We start from the raw sequence: 15,713 nt of genomic DNA on the forward strand, positions 1-15,713 counted from the left end.
AAAGGGCAGCCACGGGGAGCGCAAAGGGCTATCACTGGAACCGATTACACGGCCAGGCGCCATCTCCCCGGTCAATACAATACAGTGAAGATGCGCGTTATGACTCGCAGGTCACGCTATTTTGCCGAATCGGTGGCAGATCGGGTTATTCGACCAACGACCAGTCCAGCGGCGTGCCGCGTTTGATCGCCTGACGAGCGCGGCGACCGAGGACGGCATCGGTGTGCTTGGGCGGCAGACCGAGACCAGGACGAATGGCGCGCAGATTGTCCCCGGAAAAGGCTTCACCGGCGGCCATGTCGGCAGTGACGTACAGCGAACGGCGATAGACCAGCGACTTGCGCTCGGCCTCGGTGACGCCGTAATGCACCTGGCCCATGGCTTGCCAGGCGCGTTCGGTTTCGACCACCAGACTGGCCAGCTCCGCAGGTTCCAGCGAGAAACTGGCGTCGACGCCACCTGCCGAACGGTCGAGGGTAAAGTGCTTTTCCACCACCGTTGCGCCGAGTGCCACGGCGGCCACGGACACACCCACGCCCATGGAGTGATCGGACAGCCCGACTTCACAACCGAACAGTTCGCGCAGATGCGGGATCGTGCGCACGTTGCTGTTGAGCGGCGTTGCCGGGTAAGTGCTGGTGCATTTGAGCAGCACCAGATCCTTGCACCCCGCCTCGCGGGCGGCGCGCACGGTTTCATCGAGTTCGGCGATGCTGGCCATGCCGGTGGAGATGATCAGCGGTTTGCCGGTCGCCGCCACACGGCGGATCAACGGCAGGTCGGTGTTTTCGAAACTGGCGATCTTGTACGCCGGCACGTCGAGGCTTTCGAGAAAGTCCACCGCCGTGTCATCGAACGGCGTCGAGAACGCGAGCATGCCCAGTTCTTTGGCCCGAGCGAAAATCGGCGCGTGCCACTCCCATGGGGTGTGGGCCTTCTCATACAGGTCGTACAGCGAAGTACCCGCCCACAGGCTATTCGGGTCCTTGATGAAAAACTCGCCCTCGGCCAGATCCAGGGTCATGGTCTGCGCGGTGTACGTCTGCAACTTCAAGGCGTGCGCGCCAGCCTTGGCGGCAGCTTCGACAATCTGCAGCGCCAGCTCCAGCGACTGATTATGGTTGCCGCTCATCTCGGCAATGATGAACGGCGGCGCATCGGCACCGATCAGACGCTCGCCAATCTTGAAACTACTCATCGCGGTGATCCTTCAAAACCTTGGTGAACGCGCAGGCACTCTGGGTGAATCCGGCGTCACGAAACACATTCAAAGACGGACGATTGCCCGGCAGCACCTGAGCGGTGATAACGGTCATCTGCGGCCAGTGCTCGCGGACGAACGCCTCGCCTCGCGCCAGCAGCGCCCTGCCCCAACCCAGACCAAAACGCCCGTGCAGCAGATACAGCGACACTTCAGCCTCGAATCCACGCAAGTCATAACGCAGGACGCCGACCGCACCGTCATCGGCCTCGGCAATCAACAGCAGACGCTGCGGGTTGCGCAGGCTCGCCGTCAGCCAGTTCAGGTGCTGCGGCCATTCGATTGCAGCCGTGTCCAATGACCACCGGCGCACAGCCTCGGCATTGCGCCCGTCGAACAGCAATTGCGCATCATCGAGGGTCGCCGGGCGCAGCCTGAGCACGGCACCGGCCAGCGCTGCCGCCACGCGCAACGCACCGCGCCCATCGACCAGTTGCCGTGAACGCTCGGCCAGACTCTGGCGCAGATAGGCATTGTCGACGACAAAACCGATGGCATCGCGCAGCTGTTCGACGCTGACCTGCTCGCGAGCCCCCATGAACACATGCGCCCCCGCCGCCGCCATGACTTCGCCGTTGGCTTGCTGGTTGTTCGATACCGCGATGCAAAGGGTCGGCAGGCCCAGCGCCGCGCGCTCCCAACTGGTGCCGCCACCGGCGCCGATAAACAGATCGGCTGCGGTCATGCGTTGCTGGAAATCACTGACGAAACTGTGCAGGCGCCAGTGTGGCCGTGTTGCGGCCAGTGCCTGCATTTGTGCCCACGCAGGATTGTCCGCACCGGCGACGAAATCCACTTCCAGTTCAGTGAAGTCCTGAAGTGCCAACATCGCGTGATGGGTCTGCATCGCCGCATCGAAGCCACCGAAATTCACCAGCACCCGCCGCGCCTTGGGTTGGATCGCGATGGCCGGGCAGACGAACTCTTCACGCAGCATGGCGTAGCGCGGGCCGAGCAAGGTGCGGCAGCCTTCGGGCAGCAGCGGCGCATAGTTTGCGCTGAGACCGGACAGGTTCTGATTAAGCAGCAGATCGACGCTGTAACGGCGAGTGGCGAGATCGTCTACTGCCGCGATCCGAGGTGCCCAACGGCGCGCTGCGGTTTGCCAGTGATGATCGAGGCCGTAGTGATCGGCGATAATCCAGTCGAATGCGGTGTGACCTGCCAGCAGGGCGTCCAGCGCGTCGATGTCCGCCTGCCACGGCAGCATCGATTCGATGGCTTGCTGCGGGTCTTCGTCGGGGTAGAAGTCCGGCAAGGCGAAGGTCTCGAAACCTTCGGCAGCCAGGGCATCGAGCCGATGCCCCGGTAACCGGCGGCAGGCAAACGCGACATGACTGCCCTGCTGGCGCAGCACCCGCGCCAGCGTCAGGCAGCGGGCGATGTGGCCACTGCCGATGGTCGGCGAAGCGTCAGCGCGGATCAGCACTTTCATTGCAGTTCTCCGCCGGCCTTGAGCGCGGCGTAGAGGTATTCGGCGCGTTTCCAGTCTTGCAGGGTGTCGATGTCCTGCACCAGATGCCGCGGCAGAATGACCGGCAGACTCGCGGACGAATACAACACGTCACCGCGCAACCATGCCTCACTGCGGCCCCAGTAGAACTGGCCGGCGTCCTGAAAGGCTTCGGGCAGATCCTGCGAGCGGGTTTGGCGAAATTCCGGGTACAACGCGGTCAATGCGCCCTGCCCGTCCAGCGTCAGTGCCCGCTGTACGGGGAAACCAAAGCTGCACACCGAAAAAGCAAACGACCTCTGCGGATGCTGCTGCAACAACTCGAATCCCTCGCGCAGAAATCGCGCCTGCAACAACGGCGCCGTGGCGTACACGCAGCAGGCGTAATCGAACGCGGGCAGTTGCTGCAAGGCATGCACGATCACCGCAGCGGTGCCGGTGAAATCATCCGCCAGTTCAGCCGGGCGCAGGAACGGCACTTGCGCACCGTGAGCCAGCGCCAGCTCGGCAATTTCCGCGTCATCGGTACTGACCACGACCTGTTCGAATAGGCCACTGTCGAGCGCCGTTCGGATCGAGCGGACAATCATCGGCACGCCGTCGAACGGCAACAGATTCTTGCGCGGGATGCGCTTGCTGCCGCCACGGGCCGGGATGATTGCGACGCTGTTCAAGGACGTTTTTCCAGCAGAAACCAGGTGATGTCATCCACCGGGAATTGTGGGTCACGGTGATAACCAAAGCCGTAATCGAGCAATTGCAGGTCGGCATAACGATCAAGCATTTCCCCGGCGAAATCGCGCTTGAACAGCTTGCCGCTGTTGCCGCGATAGGATACTTCCACCGGTACCGGATTGTAGTACTCGGCGATCAGGATGTAGCGCTGGCTCAACGCATACAACTGCGCATAGGCGGTCGGCAGCAGCTCCGGCGCCAGATGGATCAGCACGCCTTTGCTCAGGGTCAGGTCGTAGCTGCGCTCGCGCGGAAAGTCGAACAGCGAGCCGTGCCAGATCTGCGCGATGCCCAGTGCCCGCGCTTGAGCACAGGCGCTTTCATTGATCTCGACGCCGAACAGTTCACTGTGCGGCAGCAGTTGACGCAGCGCCTGCAGGTTGTTGCCGGCATTGGTGCCCAGCTCAACCACACTGTCGATGCGCCCGGCGCGGCTCAGGGCCTTGGCGAACAACGCCAGGTTGGCCGCGACCAGCGGCTGACCGACGTTGCGATCGACGTACTGGTTGCCGAAATCGCCCTGCCAGAATTTTTCCTGCTCACTCAGATCACGCATTGCACAGTCTCATTCGCCGCCGCAGCGGGGTTTATTCGGTCAGCCGGCGCAATTGCTCGACCACATGATCCTGCTGCTCGTCAGTGAGCAACGGATACAGCGGCAGGCTGATCGCCTCGGCGTAATAACGCTCGGCTTCGGGGAAGTCGCCTTCGGCAAACCCCAGGTCGCGATAGTACGGCTGCAAATGCACAGGAATATAGTGCAGGTTCACGCCGATGCCGGCGGCACGCAAGCCTTCGAACACCTGACGATGGGTCAGGCCGATGCGTTCGGTCTGCAGGCGCACCACGTACAGGTGCCACGCCGATTCCGCCTCCGGCTGCGCGCTGGGCAAAGTCAGTGGCAGGTAGGCCAACAAACGGTCGTAACGCGCCGCCAGTTCGCGGCGACGGGCGATGAAGCCGTCCAGCCTGGCCAGTTGCGACAGACCCAGCGCCGCCTGCAAATCGGTTATCCGGTAATTGAAGCCCAACTCGATCTGCTGGTAATACCACGGACCGTGGCTGGGTTCGTTCATCTGCTGCGGATCGCGGGTCATGCCGTGGCTGCGCAGGCGTTGCAGACGCTCCGCCAGTTGCGGGCGATTGGTCAGGACCATGCCACCTTCGGCGCTGGTGATGATCTTCACCGGGTGGAAACTGAACACAGTCATCGCCGCAAATTCCCCGCACCCCACGGGGCGCCCGGCGTAGCTGGCGCCCACCGCGTGCGAGGCGTCTTCGATCACGGTGAAGTTGTAGCGCTCGGCCAGTTCGGCAATCTTGCGCAGATCACAACTCTGCCCGGAGAACGCCACCGCCACCAACACTTTCGGCAGTGTGCCGTCTTGCTCGGCCTGATCGAGTTTAGCGGCGAGGGCGAAGGCATCGAGGTTCCAGGTCAGCGGATCGATGTCAACGAAATCCACCTCGGCGCCGCAGTAGCGCCCGCAGTTGGCCGAAGCCAGAAAGGTGTTCGGCGTGGTCCACAAGCGATCACCCGGGCCAAGGCCGGCAGCGAGGCAAGCGATGTGCAGCGCCGCCGTGGCGTTGCACACCGCCACGGCGAAGTCGGCCTGGCAACGTTCGGCCATCGCCTGCTCGAAACGCTCGATGGTCGGGCCTTGAGTCAGCCAGTCCGATTGCAGCACCTCGACCACGGCATCGATGTCCGCCTGATCAACGCTCTGCCGACCGTAGGGAATCATGCCAACAACTTCGCGTGCAGCTCGGCGATCTGCCCGACCGAGAGGTAATGCGGATTGGTGTCGGAGCGGTATTCGAAATCTTCATTCACCGGCCGGCCATGTTCGCCAAGCTTGTCGATGGAGAAATCGACATCGACGCTGGTAAAGCGGATGGAAGGCTGGATGGTGTAGTGATCCTCGAATTCCAGGGTCATCCGCGCATCGTCCAGCGGCACCATCAGTTCATGCAGTTTTTCCCCGGGACGAATACCGACGTTCTTGTGCGGCAGATGTTCGGCCATGCCCCGCGCCAGATCGACGATGCGAATCGACGGGATCTTCGGCACGAACACTTCACCGCCGTGCATCCGCGCAAAGCTGTCGAGGACAAACTGCACGCCGTGATCGAGGGTGATCCAGAAGCGGGTCATGCGCTCGTCGGTGATCGGCAGCTCCTGCGCACCATCGGCAATCAGCTTGCTGAAGAACGGCACCACCGAACCCCGCGAGCCCGCCACGTTGCCGTAGCGCACCACGGCAAAACGCGTTTGTTGCTCACCGGCAATGTTGTTGGCGGCGACGAACAACTTGTCCGACAGCAGCTTGGTCGCGCCGTACAGGTTGATCGGGCTGGCCGCCTTGTCGGTGGACAGCGCCACAACCTTTTTCACGCCGTTATCGATGGCGGCGGCGATGATGTTCTCCGCACCATTGACGTTGGTGCGGATGCACTCGGTGGGGTTGTACTCCGCCGCCGGCACCTGCTTGAGCGCCGCCGCATGCACCACGTAGTCGATGCCGCGCATGGCCTGCCGCAGACGGTCGGCGTCGCGCACGTCACCAAGGAAGTAACGCATGCACGGCGCGTTGAACGTCTGCTGCATTTCGTACTGCTTGAGCTCATCGCGGGAGAACACCACCACGCGCTTGGGCTGGTATTGCTCAAGCAGACGGGCGATGAACTTGCGCCCGAACGAGCCGGTGCCGCCGGAGATGAAGATCGATTTACCGTTGAACATATTTTGTATTCCGTTCCTTGGGCGCGGCTCAGGCGAGTAACTGCGACCAGTCCAGCGACGTACTGTCGTTCAGACCATACCCTTTGCCGCTCAAGCTCAGGTTGGCGTTGTACGCCTGATCCTGAGCGAACGCGGCGGCCCATTTTTCCTGTAGCGCGGCCAGTGCCCGGGGTGCCTGGGCAATCGCGCCTTGATGCAGGACCTGCACCGATGGCGTCCATACCGTGAGGTAACCGGCCTGAGCTGCTTTCAGACACAGATCGACATCGTTGAAAGCGTCGCCGAATGTGCTGTCGTCCAGACCACCCAGCGCTTCAAACAGTTCTTTGCGCACCATCAGGCACACGTTCGATACCGCTGAGCAGTTCTGCTCCACCGACAACCGGTACAGATAGCCGTCGGCATCATGTTTTTCACCGACGAACGCCGACCCCACCCCGCCATGCATACCGAGGATCAGCCCGGCCTGGCTGACTTTGCCATCGCGATCAACCAGCTTCGGCCCGACCACGCCGATTTCCGGACGCAGGGCATGGTTGAGCAGCGAGTCCAGCCAGTTCGGGTTGACCACTTCCGCGTCGGCCGCGAGCAATACCAGATACTCGCCCTGCGCCTGGCGGCTGGCAGCGTTGAGCAATGCCGGTACGCTCAGCGATTGCTCGGCACGCAGCACCTGGACTTTCGGATGCTGGTAAGTACCCAGCCAGTCATTGACCTGGGCCGACTGCGTGGCCGTGGTGGCGATCAGGATCTCGTAATGCTGATAACGGGTGCGCAGCTGCACCCCTTCGAGACAGCGTTGCAAGGCTGGCAGGTCATCGCCGGCCGGAATCACGATCGATACCAACGGACGATCACTGTGGTGGTAATCGATCTGATAAATGCCCGGCACCGCCGAGGTGACCTTGGCCTTGTAGCCGCGATTGCCCAGGTGGCGCAACAGCGCCAGACGCTCATGCGCGTTTTCTTCCAGCGACGCGGCTTCGGTGATCAGCAGCGGTTCGTCGAGGTGGGCCAGGCTGTTCAAACCGTGCTCTTCGATGATGCGCAGCAGCACGTCAAATTCCAGTGCCTTGTTGAAATCGGCGCGGTAGCCACCCACCTCGACCAACGTGTCACGGCGCACCAGCCAGTGCCGTGCCATCAGCCCCGGCAGGCTCAAGAGCAGATCGAGGTTGAAGCCGGGACGGAACACATCCACCAGCGCGCCCTTCTCCCCGCGCTGGATCTCGTCGGTGGAAACGGCACGGCAATCGCCCGCGGACATCAACTCCAGACTGGCGCGCAACAAACCACTGGCGGTGAACTCATCGCCCGCCTCAGCCAGCAGCACCCAGTCGCACGGCGACTGACTGGCACTCTGATTGAGTTTGTCGACCAGGTTGGCCGGCGTAACCCGGACAAAGTGCAAAGTGTTCTGCGCCGTGGTAGCCGCCGGTGCTTCGCCGGTGGTGAACACGACAATTCTGAAAGCCTTGCATTGACCTTCAAGCAAGCTGTCGAGGCTGACCTGCAACTTGTCGATGTCGTTGTCCAGATCCAGCAGGAAAATGCCGAACTGCGGGCCACCGCCGTTGACCGACAGGTGCTCGGCAATCGATGCCAACTGAGCGCCATCGGCCTGACGCGAATCCAGCCACTTGAGCAGTCGACCCGACTGCGTCTGGTCGAATACCTGATGATGGTCTTCCACCGTCAACGCATCGAGACGAGCATTCCAGTCGCGCATGTTCTGCGCTTCTTCGTCCTCGCCGGCCAGTTCCAGCTGTTGCGCCAGACGCTTGACCACGGTGCGGTTGAACGCATTCAGGTCGTGCGCCTGCCACAAACGATCCAGAACACTTTCCGGGGTATCGTTGTTGCGCGCCTGCAGCAAGTGCGCCTGACGGGTCCACACACCCTCCAGGTCCCGCAGTTGAATGCGCCCGGCGGGCATGGCGTGCAGCATGAATTCGAACTGTTCGAGACGATCAAAAAATGGCTGGTTGTAGAACGGCATCTCGACGTACTGCAAAGGCCCGAACCGCCGATCAGGCCTCTTGAGCGACTGATTCCAGGTGGACTGGATAATCAGCTCCGCCGTGAGTGCCCTGCCGCTTTGCAGACTGTCGACCATCGCCTCGAAGCTCTGCAGGGCAAACGCCTTGCCCTGTTGCGCATCAAGATCCTTGATGCCGGTGGGTAGTGAGGCAAGGAACTCGGCAAAGGCTTCACGCTCGGCGACCGATTTGGCATCAACATAGGTCAGCGAGTGATACACCTCGGTGCTGTGCTCGGAATTGCCATAGTTGATCTCGCGCACCACATAGGGCATCGGCAGAATCCGCGCCTTGGCACTCGCCAGCAGGAAGTACACGTGGCCGATTTCCTGCCACTGGAAATTGGTCCCCGCCGGCAATGCCGAGTGCCAGGTTTTCATCAGATCAGTACGGGTCACCGCATAGAACGGCGGGATGTACTGACTCATGTAGTCGATAACCCGATCCTGAGCCCGCTCGGACGCATAGTCTTCCTGGACTTTCTTGTCGCGGCGGTAATAGCTCACTCCACCCGACAGCGTCAGGTACATCAGGCAATAGCCGTGGCACATGCCATAGTCCGGATTTGCCTGAAGGAAACCGACGGACTCGGCCAGCGAATCATGCAGGATGAAATCGTCGTCAGCCGCCAGCACCATGTACGGCGTGGTCAGTCGCTCTACACCGTACGCCAGTTTGGCCTGCATGCCCCAGTAGGCGAACTGCGGCACGTGATGGTAATCGACGGCGGAAAAGTCCCCTTCCGGCCGCTCGGGTGTGGAGTCGAGCACCATGATCCGGCAGGGCAAGCTGCTGTAATACTTCACCGCCCGACGCAGGAACGCCGGCCGATTGTGAGTAATCAGCACCACGGTCAACAGCTCGTTGAGCGGTAGCGCCAGTTCAGAACTGTACTTGCCTTGCATAACTTCTCTCCACAACCGGCGACTCGCCGAGATAACGCTTTGGTGATGTTGCGAATTAACGAACGCGACGCAGATAGCCGTCCGGCGCCACGGTGATCAGCAGCTTGTTTTGCAGTTGCTGGTCGATTTCGAAGTCCTGGTTTTCTTCCAGGTATTTCCACACCGCGGTTTTCGGGTTGTCGCCCGGGCCCCATGGGCGATCCGGGAAGAAATCGGCGGGCATGTCTTCAACCACGGTGTCCATCACCACGCAGTAGCTGTCGACCGAGACCAGCGGTGCGTACAGCCGCAACTCTTCGAGCACGTGGTCGTGGGTGTGGTTGGAGTCGAGCACCAGAATGACCTTCTTGCCCTTGGCCGCAGCCTGCACCTGAGCGGCGATGGCCGGGTCGATGCTCGAGCCTTCGATCATCTTGATGCGCTTGGCCATCGGGTGGCTTTCGATCGCTTCACGGTTATGCGGGCGGATGTCGAGGTCGATGCCCAGCACTTCACCGTGACCTTGCAGTTCCAGCAGAGAGGCGTAATAGATGATCGAACCGCCGTGGGCGATGCCGCACTCGATGACCAGATCCGGCTTGACCTGCCAGATGATCTCCTGCATTGCCATCATGTCCTGCGGCAGCTGGATGATCGGGCGGCCCATCCACGAGAAGTGATAGCTGTACTTGTGTTTGGCCGATTCGTTGAAGAAATCACGGGCCAGGCCAGTCAGTTTCTGGTCGTCACCCTGCTGGGCGATCTGTTCCCGGCACTCGGCTTCGAAGGCTTTGTTGATACTGTTGTCGGTCATTTTCAAAATCTCAAGGGTCACTGGAACGAAGCGCTGTCAACGGCGTGATAGACGTAACGTCCACCGGTCATCCGCTTGATTTCTTCGAGGTAATTGGAGTTCATCACAAACAGGTTGGCGCCTTCGGGCAAGGCGTCCATGGCCTCTTGCGGCGAGGACACCCGTGCGCCGCTCAGTGGCAGATAACGTCCCTGCTTGGCGGGGTTGATATCCACCACGCGATCCACCGCGACACCCGCGCGCTGCAGGAACAGCGAATAGATCACGCCTTTGGACGACGCGCCCCAGATCGCCGAACCCTGTTCAGGTGCGGACTGGATGATCTGCACTGCACGCTCAAGGCTCGCCGTGAAACCGTCCGGCAGCGTCAGGCGTGGCACCGGTTGTTCCGGGGTCAGGCGCAACGTCGAAAGGTCGGCGACGATGTACAGGTACTGGCCGCCAAACAGGTGGCCGGCCTCGTGCACGGTGCCGAACATCCGGCGCAGGTCATCGAGGCGGAAATAATTGACGTGCTCGTAGAACAGGTCGAACCACGCTTTGTGCTCGAGGATCCAGTCGAAGCACGGCACTTCGATGTAGATCTGCCCGCCCTGGTTGGCTTCGGCGATCACCGACAGGAAGCTGACCGGGTCTTCGATGTGTTCCAGCACATGACGCAGCACGATGGCGTCCGCGGCCAGGCCGAGACCTCGGGTGAACGGCGCCTTGATTACGTCGGCGTTTTCGCCTTCGTAGGCCGGATCAATCCCGGTGATCGAATAACCGAGGCCCTTGAGCAGCTCAAGAAAGTAGCCCTTGCCGCAGCCGACTTCGATCAGCTCCCGGCCCTTGAAGTGTTTGGCGATGATGCCTTCGACGTCGCTCAGGTGCTTCTGGAACTGGCCCGAATGGGCCTGTTCGTTCTGATAGTCGGCGTCATAGCTGAGCTTGTCGGCATCGAACGCGGCGTTGAAGATCAGACCGCTGCGCTCATCCTGCACCAGCAACATGTCGGCGCTGGCCGACGCCTTTGCCGATTCAGGGTCGGCAAAGGTGCGGTTCTGCAACACCGGCAGGTCGGTGACCCGATACAACTCGTGCCTCATTGCGGCTCTCCCAGTAGCTGTTGCAAACGCTCGGTCACGGCCCAGAACGCCATCGGTTCATGGCTCGGATAGGGGTAATGGCCGAGGTTCAGATTCAGTGCCGCACCGCGCTCGCGCAGACGTTGTTCAACCAGTGCGCGCACCGATACCGGCTGGCCGCTGGCGCAATTGATCACGCCATTGAAATCACGTTGGTGCAGGATCGCGGCGAGGTAATCGGCGGCGCTGGCGATCGGCAAAAAGTCCCGCAGCTGCTCGCCGCCAGACATGTTGAATGACGCGTCGCCGCTATCGATCGCCCGATCCAGCGCTGCCAGCAGACTGTTGGGGTTCTGCCCTTCGCCATGCAAATAGAACAGGCGCGCCCACTGCAAAGTGAACGGATGTTCTTGCGCAAGGTTCTGCAAAAACAGGTGCAAGGTGTGCTTGGCCAACCCGTAAGGATTGCTCGGCTGCGGCTCGACGCTTTCGCTGAGCGGGCCGCTTTGCATGCCGTACTCGAAGCAGGTGCCGGTCACCAGCACTTGCTTCACACCCGCTTCGACCGCGTCTTTGATAAAGCGGTAGTCGGCCATCAGGTTGTGCTCGAAATGAGACAGCGCCCGATAGTTCGGCAACCCCGGCCAGGCCAGGTGCGCGAGGACGTCAATACCGTCGGTGAGCGCCGCCATGTCGAGATCCGACGCGTGAATATCCGCCGCAACGAATTCGACGTCGTTGATCCACGGCATGCTCGCCGCGGTCTCGACATTACGCGCCACCGCCCGTAACGCGCAGCCGCGCGCCAGCAACGCCGCGACCAGATGCCGACCGACGAAGCCCGTGGCCCCGGTGACCAGGACTTTCACAGGACTTTCATCTCAGGCACGGCGATCACGAAGCGCCCGTCCCACTGACGCACTTGCCCCAGTTGCTGACTGACTTCGTGCAGCAGGTTCCACGGCAACACCAGCACGTAGTCCGGTTTTTCGATGTCGATCTGCGTCGGCGCGACAATTGGAATACGACTGCCCGGCAAAAACTTGCCCTGCTTGTGCGGGTTGGCATCGGCCACCCACGCCAGCAGATCCGGTTTGACCCCGGCGTAGTTGAGCAAGGTGTTGCCCTTGGCTGCCGCGCCATAACCGACCACACGCTTGCCCTCGGCCTTGGCCTGCAACAGGAAGCGCAGCAGTTCATGTTTGATGCGTTCGGCAGCCGGCGCGAGGGTCGCGTAGTACTCAGGGGTTTTCACCCCGGCAGCGAGTTCAGCCTGCAACTGTTGCTGCACCGCTGGCTGCACCGCACGACGCTCACCGTCCTGGCGCTGCACGAACACCCGCAGCGAACCACCGTGGGTGCTCAACTGACTGACATCGAACACTTCCAGACCATTGCGTTCACACAAAGTCTGCACGGCGGTCAGCGACAGATAGGAATAGTGTTCGTGGTACAGCGTGTCGAACTGCGCGCCGGCCATCAGCGTCAGCAGTTGCGGAAATTCGAAGGTAGCGACGCCGGTCGGCTTGAGCAGCGTGGCAAAACCACCGAGGAAATCATTGATGTCCGGCACATGCGCGAGCACGTTGTTGGCGGCCATCAGGTCGGCGCCCCAGCCTTCGCTGTGCAGTTGCGCAGCGCTGTCGCGACCGAAGAACACTTCACGAATCTGCAGACCCTTTTCCCGCGCCGCTTGCGCGGTGCTGCGGGTCGGCTCGACACCCAGGCACGGGATGCCGCGAGCAGCGACGTACTGCAGCAGATAACCATCGTTGGCGGCGACTTCCACTACGCGGCTTTCGGCGTTCAGGCCAAAGCGCTCGACCATCTCGGCGACATAGCATTCGGCATGGGCCAGCCAGGTGCTGGAGAACGAACTGAAGTAGGCGTACTCGGCGTCGAAGAGGCTGTCGGCGCGGGTGTAATCCTCGGTCTGCACCAGCCAGCATTGCTGGCACACGGCGACCTTCAGCGGCACCCATTGCTCGGCCTGTTCCAGGCGCTCGGCGTGCACGTAGGCGTTGGACGGCGGCGAGGTGCCGAGGTCGATCAGCGGCAGGCTCAGCGGTGCGGCGCACCCACGGCAGTTCATAGACGCACTCCGGCAAAGTGTTGATCAAGCGCGGGATGGCTGGAATCCCGCGCTGACAAATTATTGACAGGCAACGGCCAAGCAATCGCCAGCCGTGGATCGTTCACCGACAAGCCGCCCTCATGCTCCGGCGCGTAATCGGCGCTGTGCAGGTAAAGCAGTTCGGCGTCATCGGTCAGGGTCTGGAAACCGTGGGCGAAGCCCGCCGGAATCAACAGGCTGCGACCGTCGCCAGCCTTGAGATGCTCGGCGTGCCAGTGCAGAAAGGTCTCGGAATCCGGACGCAGATCCACCGCCACATCCCACACTTCACCACGCAGGCAGGTGATCAGCTTGGCTTCCGGGGCATTGGCATTCTGGTAATGCAGACCGCGCACGCTGCCCTTTTCACGGGTGCAGGAATGGTTGATCTGGCGGATGTGAAATTCGCGGCCGAACGCACTCAGGCTACCCTCGCAAAACAGTCGGGCGAAATGCCCGCGCTGATCTTCGAAACGTTTGTGCTGGACGCTGAACAGCCCGGCCAGCGGCAACGCCTTCAGGGAGAATTCGCTCACAGTGCGCCTCGGTACAGGTTCAGTTGGCCGAGGGTCACGGCACGCATGTCATCGCCGTTCTGCCACGCCAGGTGCCAGTCGAGGGTCTGGGTCAGGCATTGCTGCAAGGTCCAGCGTGGCTGCCAGCCCAGCACCTGACGGGCACGACTGCTGTCCAGACGCAACAGACCGGCCTCGTGCAGTTCGCTTTTCTCGATGCGCAAACCGCGTGCCTGTGGCCAGCGACTGGCGAGCAGTTCGACCACTTCGCCAACGCTGCACATGTCCGCCTCGCCCGGGCCGAAGTTCCACGCCCCGGCGTATTCCGGGCCTTGTTCGTAGAGGCCGGCAGCCAGTTGCAGGTAACCGGCCAGCGGTTCCAGCGCGTGCTGCCACGGGCGCACGGCTTGCGGGTAACGCAGGGTGACCGGCTCGTCTGCAGTCCAGGCCTTGAGCACATCGGGAATCAGCCGTTCAGGGGCAAAATCGCCGCCACCCAGTACGTTGCCAGCGCGCGCGGTGGCCAGGGCCAGACCGTGTTCGGCGTACTTGTCGGCCGGGAAAAACGACGCGGCATAAGATTGCGCCAACAGTTCACAGCAGGCCTTGCTGCTGCTGTAAGGATCGTGCCCGCCGAGGGCTTCGTCTTCGCGGTACGGCCACAACCATTCCTTGTTGGCGTAAACCTTGTCGGTGGTCACCAGCACGCAGGCGCGCACGCAACCGACCTGACGGATGGCTTCGAGCAGGTTCAGCGTGCCCATGACATTGCTGGAGTAAGTGCCGAGCGGATCGCGATAACCTTCACGCACCAGTGGCTGCGCAGCCAGGTGCAGGACGATTTCCGGCTCGGTGTCGGCGATGATCTCCAGCAGCGCGCCGAGATCGCGCAGATCACCGCGCTGATCGTTGATCCCTTCGTGAACCCGCGCCAGTTCATACAGGCTCGGTTCGGTCGACGGATCCAGCGAAAAACCGCTGACTTGCGCACCAAGACTTTGTAGCCACAGGGTCAGCCAACTGCCTTTGAAACCGGTGTGGCCGGTAATCAGTACGCGCTTGCCGCGCCAGAAATCCGCGCTCAGGCCCATTGCTTCCATGGGGCCTCCCCGCTCTGCCACAGCGCTTCGAGGTGGTTCTTGTCGCGCAGGGTATCCATCGGATGCCAGAAGCCTTCGTGCTCGAAGGCGTTCAGCTGTTCATCCTCTGCCAGACGCGCCAGCGGCTCGGCCTCCCAGGTGGTTTCATCGCCAGCGATGTAGGACAGGACTTTGGGTGACAGCACGAAGAAGCCGCCGTTGATCCAGCCACCGTCGCCGCGCGGTTTCTCGGTGAAACCCAGAACCTGATCGCCTTGCCGCTCGAGGGCGCCGTAACGTCCCGGCGGCTGCACCGCAGTGACGGTGGCCAGGCGACCGTGGGCTTTGTGGTAATCGACGAGTTGAGCAATGTTGATGTCGGAAACGCCGTCGCCGTAGGTGAAGCAGAACGCCTCTTCATCCTTGAGGTAACGGCCGGCACGCAGCAGTCGACCACCGGTCATGGTTTCCTCGCCGGTGTCGATCAGGGTGACGCTCCACGGCTCGCTGTAGTTCTGGTGCACGTCCATGCGGTTGTTGCGCATGTCGAACGTGACGTCGGAGGTGTGCAGGAAGTAGTTGGCGAAGAAGTCTTTGATCGCATAGCCCTTGTAGCCCAGGCAGATCACGAAGTCGTGGATTCCGTGGGCGGAATACTGCTTCATGATGTGCCAGAGAATTGGCTTGCCGCCGATCTCGATCATGGGCTTGGGCTTGAGGTGCGACTCTTCACTGATGCGCGTGCCGAGGCCACCCGCCAAAATTACTGCCTTCATCGTCTCCCCTCTTGTTCTTCACCGGGCTGCGCATGGCTTTCTTGAGCGATGCGGGCCGTCTGGCTAACCCTTTTGCCGCTTGCGACGCCGCAGCGATGACCGCGAGCGCTCGTTTTATGGCGATTTGAGGGGGACTTGCAGGAAACGCGCCAGCTCCGCGAACGCTACGTCGCGTGCGCCGTGAGGCATGAAAAAAGGGATGAATCCAGCAGCGGATTCATCCCTTTCCTTGCG

The 15,713-nt window shown here is 61.6% G+C and carries 14 protein-coding genes; all 14 read right to left on the reverse strand.

The window, feature by feature from the left end; all coding sequences use genetic code 11:
- Positions 1–145 precede the first annotated feature (145 nt).
- From pseI to rfbF, 14 genes are read right to left on the reverse strand one after another with little or no spacing between them, the layout of a single operon-like run.
- A complete protein-coding gene (pseI, locus tag L6D63_RS19730; protein ID WP_047292515.1) occupies positions 146–1,198 on the reverse strand; it encodes a pseudaminic acid synthase in 1,053 nt (350 codons plus the stop codon).
- Complete coding sequence (gene pseG, locus L6D63_RS19735) at positions 1,191–2,696, reverse strand: UDP-2,4-diacetamido-2,4,6-trideoxy-beta-L-altropyranose hydrolase (RefSeq protein ID WP_131669987.1); 1,506 nt, start codon at positions 2,694–2,696, stop codon at positions 1,191–1,193. Before pseG ends, pseI begins: the two co-directional genes overlap by 8 nt.
- Positions 2,693–3,388, reverse strand: coding sequence for a pseudaminic acid cytidylyltransferase (pseF, locus tag L6D63_RS19740; RefSeq protein ID WP_047292511.1), 696 nt, complete (start codon positions 3,386–3,388; stop codon positions 2,693–2,695). The genes pseG and pseF overlap by 4 nt, the downstream gene beginning before the upstream one ends.
- Entirely contained in the window at positions 3,385–4,005 is a 621-nt protein-coding gene (locus tag L6D63_RS19745; RefSeq protein WP_047292509.1) for a pseudaminic acid biosynthesis-associated methylase, read from the reverse strand. The genes pseF and L6D63_RS19745 overlap by 4 nt, the downstream gene beginning before the upstream one ends.
- Before the next feature lie 31 nt (positions 4,006–4,036).
- Positions 4,037–5,194: a UDP-4-amino-4,6-dideoxy-N-acetyl-beta-L-altrosamine transaminase gene (gene pseC, locus L6D63_RS19750; protein ID WP_131669986.1), complete on the reverse strand. Its 1,158-nt coding sequence runs from the start codon at positions 5,192–5,194 to the stop codon at positions 4,037–4,039.
- Positions 5,191–6,192: a UDP-N-acetylglucosamine 4,6-dehydratase (inverting) gene (pseB, locus tag L6D63_RS19755; RefSeq protein WP_095667189.1), complete on the reverse strand. Its 1,002-nt coding sequence runs from the start codon at positions 6,190–6,192 to the stop codon at positions 5,191–5,193. Before pseB ends, pseC begins: the two co-directional genes overlap by 4 nt.
- A gap of 28 nt (positions 6,193–6,220) precedes the next feature.
- A complete protein-coding gene (locus L6D63_RS19760) occupies positions 6,221–9,136 on the reverse strand; it encodes a TIGR00180 family glycosyltransferase (RefSeq protein ID WP_047292503.1) in 2,916 nt (971 codons plus the stop codon).
- Positions 9,137–9,191: 55 nt separating this feature from the next.
- Positions 9,192–9,929, reverse strand: a complete 738-nt coding sequence (locus L6D63_RS19765) for a cephalosporin hydroxylase family protein (protein ID WP_047292500.1) — start codon at positions 9,927–9,929, stop codon at positions 9,192–9,194.
- 17 nt (positions 9,930–9,946) lie between these two features.
- Positions 9,947–11,017 carry a class I SAM-dependent methyltransferase gene (locus L6D63_RS19770; RefSeq protein ID WP_047292498.1) on the reverse strand — a complete coding sequence of 357 codons (1,071 nt, stop codon included), beginning with the start codon at positions 11,015–11,017 and terminating at the stop codon, positions 9,947–9,949.
- A complete protein-coding gene (locus tag L6D63_RS19775) occupies positions 11,014–11,865 on the reverse strand; it encodes an NAD-dependent epimerase/dehydratase family protein (protein WP_131669985.1) in 852 nt (283 codons plus the stop codon). The genes L6D63_RS19770 and L6D63_RS19775 overlap by 4 nt, the downstream gene beginning before the upstream one ends.
- Complete coding sequence (locus tag L6D63_RS19780) at positions 11,862–13,088, reverse strand: class I SAM-dependent methyltransferase (RefSeq protein WP_236170375.1); 1,227 nt, start codon at positions 13,086–13,088, stop codon at positions 11,862–11,864. The genes L6D63_RS19775 and L6D63_RS19780 overlap by 4 nt, the downstream gene beginning before the upstream one ends.
- On the reverse strand, positions 13,085–13,645 hold the full coding sequence (locus L6D63_RS19785) for a dTDP-4-dehydrorhamnose 3,5-epimerase family protein (protein ID WP_131669983.1): 561 nt from the start codon (positions 13,643–13,645) through the stop codon (positions 13,085–13,087). The genes L6D63_RS19780 and L6D63_RS19785 overlap by 4 nt, the downstream gene beginning before the upstream one ends.
- Entirely contained in the window at positions 13,642–14,724 is a 1,083-nt protein-coding gene (gene rfbG, locus L6D63_RS19790; RefSeq protein ID WP_115987093.1) for a CDP-glucose 4,6-dehydratase, read from the reverse strand. Before rfbG ends, L6D63_RS19785 begins: the two co-directional genes overlap by 4 nt.
- Positions 14,706–15,479 carry a glucose-1-phosphate cytidylyltransferase gene (gene rfbF / locus L6D63_RS19795; protein ID WP_095139348.1) on the reverse strand — a complete coding sequence of 258 codons (774 nt, stop codon included), beginning with the start codon at positions 15,477–15,479 and terminating at the stop codon, positions 14,706–14,708. The genes rfbG and rfbF overlap by 19 nt, the downstream gene beginning before the upstream one ends.
- Positions 15,480–15,713: the final 234 nt, after the last annotated feature.

It is taken from the genome of Pseudomonas parakoreensis, from assembly GCF_021602155.1.
Lineage (GTDB): Bacteria > Pseudomonadota > Gammaproteobacteria > Pseudomonadales > Pseudomonadaceae > Aquipseudomonas > Aquipseudomonas parakoreensis.

What these genes read in the sequence shown, in the direction of transcription:
- pseI (WP_047292515.1), bottom strand. Translation starts at nt 1,198, where the DNA reads ATGAGTAGTTTCAAGATTGGCGAGCGTCTGATCGGTGCCGATGCGCCG.
- pseG (WP_131669987.1), bottom strand. Translation starts at nt 2,696, where the DNA reads ATGAAAGTGCTGATCCGCGCTGACGCTTCGCCGACCATCGGCAGTGGC.
- L6D63_RS19745 (WP_047292509.1), bottom strand. Translation starts at nt 4,005, where the DNA reads ATGCGTGATCTGAGTGAGCAGGAAAAATTCTGGCAGGGCGATTTCGGC.
- pseC (WP_131669986.1), bottom strand. Translation starts at nt 5,194, where the DNA reads ATGATTCCCTACGGTCGGCAGAGCGTTGATCAGGCGGACATCGATGCC.
- pseB (WP_095667189.1), bottom strand. Translation starts at nt 6,192, where the DNA reads ATGTTCAACGGTAAATCGATCTTCATCTCCGGCGGCACCGGCTCGTTC.
- L6D63_RS19760 (WP_047292503.1), bottom strand. Translation starts at nt 9,136, where the DNA reads ATGCAAGGCAAGTACAGTTCTGAACTGGCGCTACCGCTCAACGAGCTG.
- L6D63_RS19765 (WP_047292500.1), bottom strand. Translation starts at nt 9,929, where the DNA reads ATGACCGACAACAGTATCAACAAAGCCTTCGAAGCCGAGTGCCGGGAA.
- L6D63_RS19770 (WP_047292498.1), bottom strand. Translation starts at nt 11,017, where the DNA reads ATGAGGCACGAGTTGTATCGGGTCACCGACCTGCCGGTGTTGCAGAAC.
- L6D63_RS19780 (WP_236170375.1), bottom strand. Translation starts at nt 13,088, where the DNA reads ATGAACTGCCGTGGGTGCGCCGCACCGCTGAGCCTGCCGCTGATCGAC.
- rfbG (WP_115987093.1), bottom strand. Translation starts at nt 14,724, where the DNA reads ATGGAAGCAATGGGCCTGAGCGCGGATTTCTGGCGCGGCAAGCGCGTA.
- rfbF (WP_095139348.1), bottom strand. Translation starts at nt 15,479, where the DNA reads ATGAAGGCAGTAATTTTGGCGGGTGGCCTCGGCACGCGCATCAGTGAA.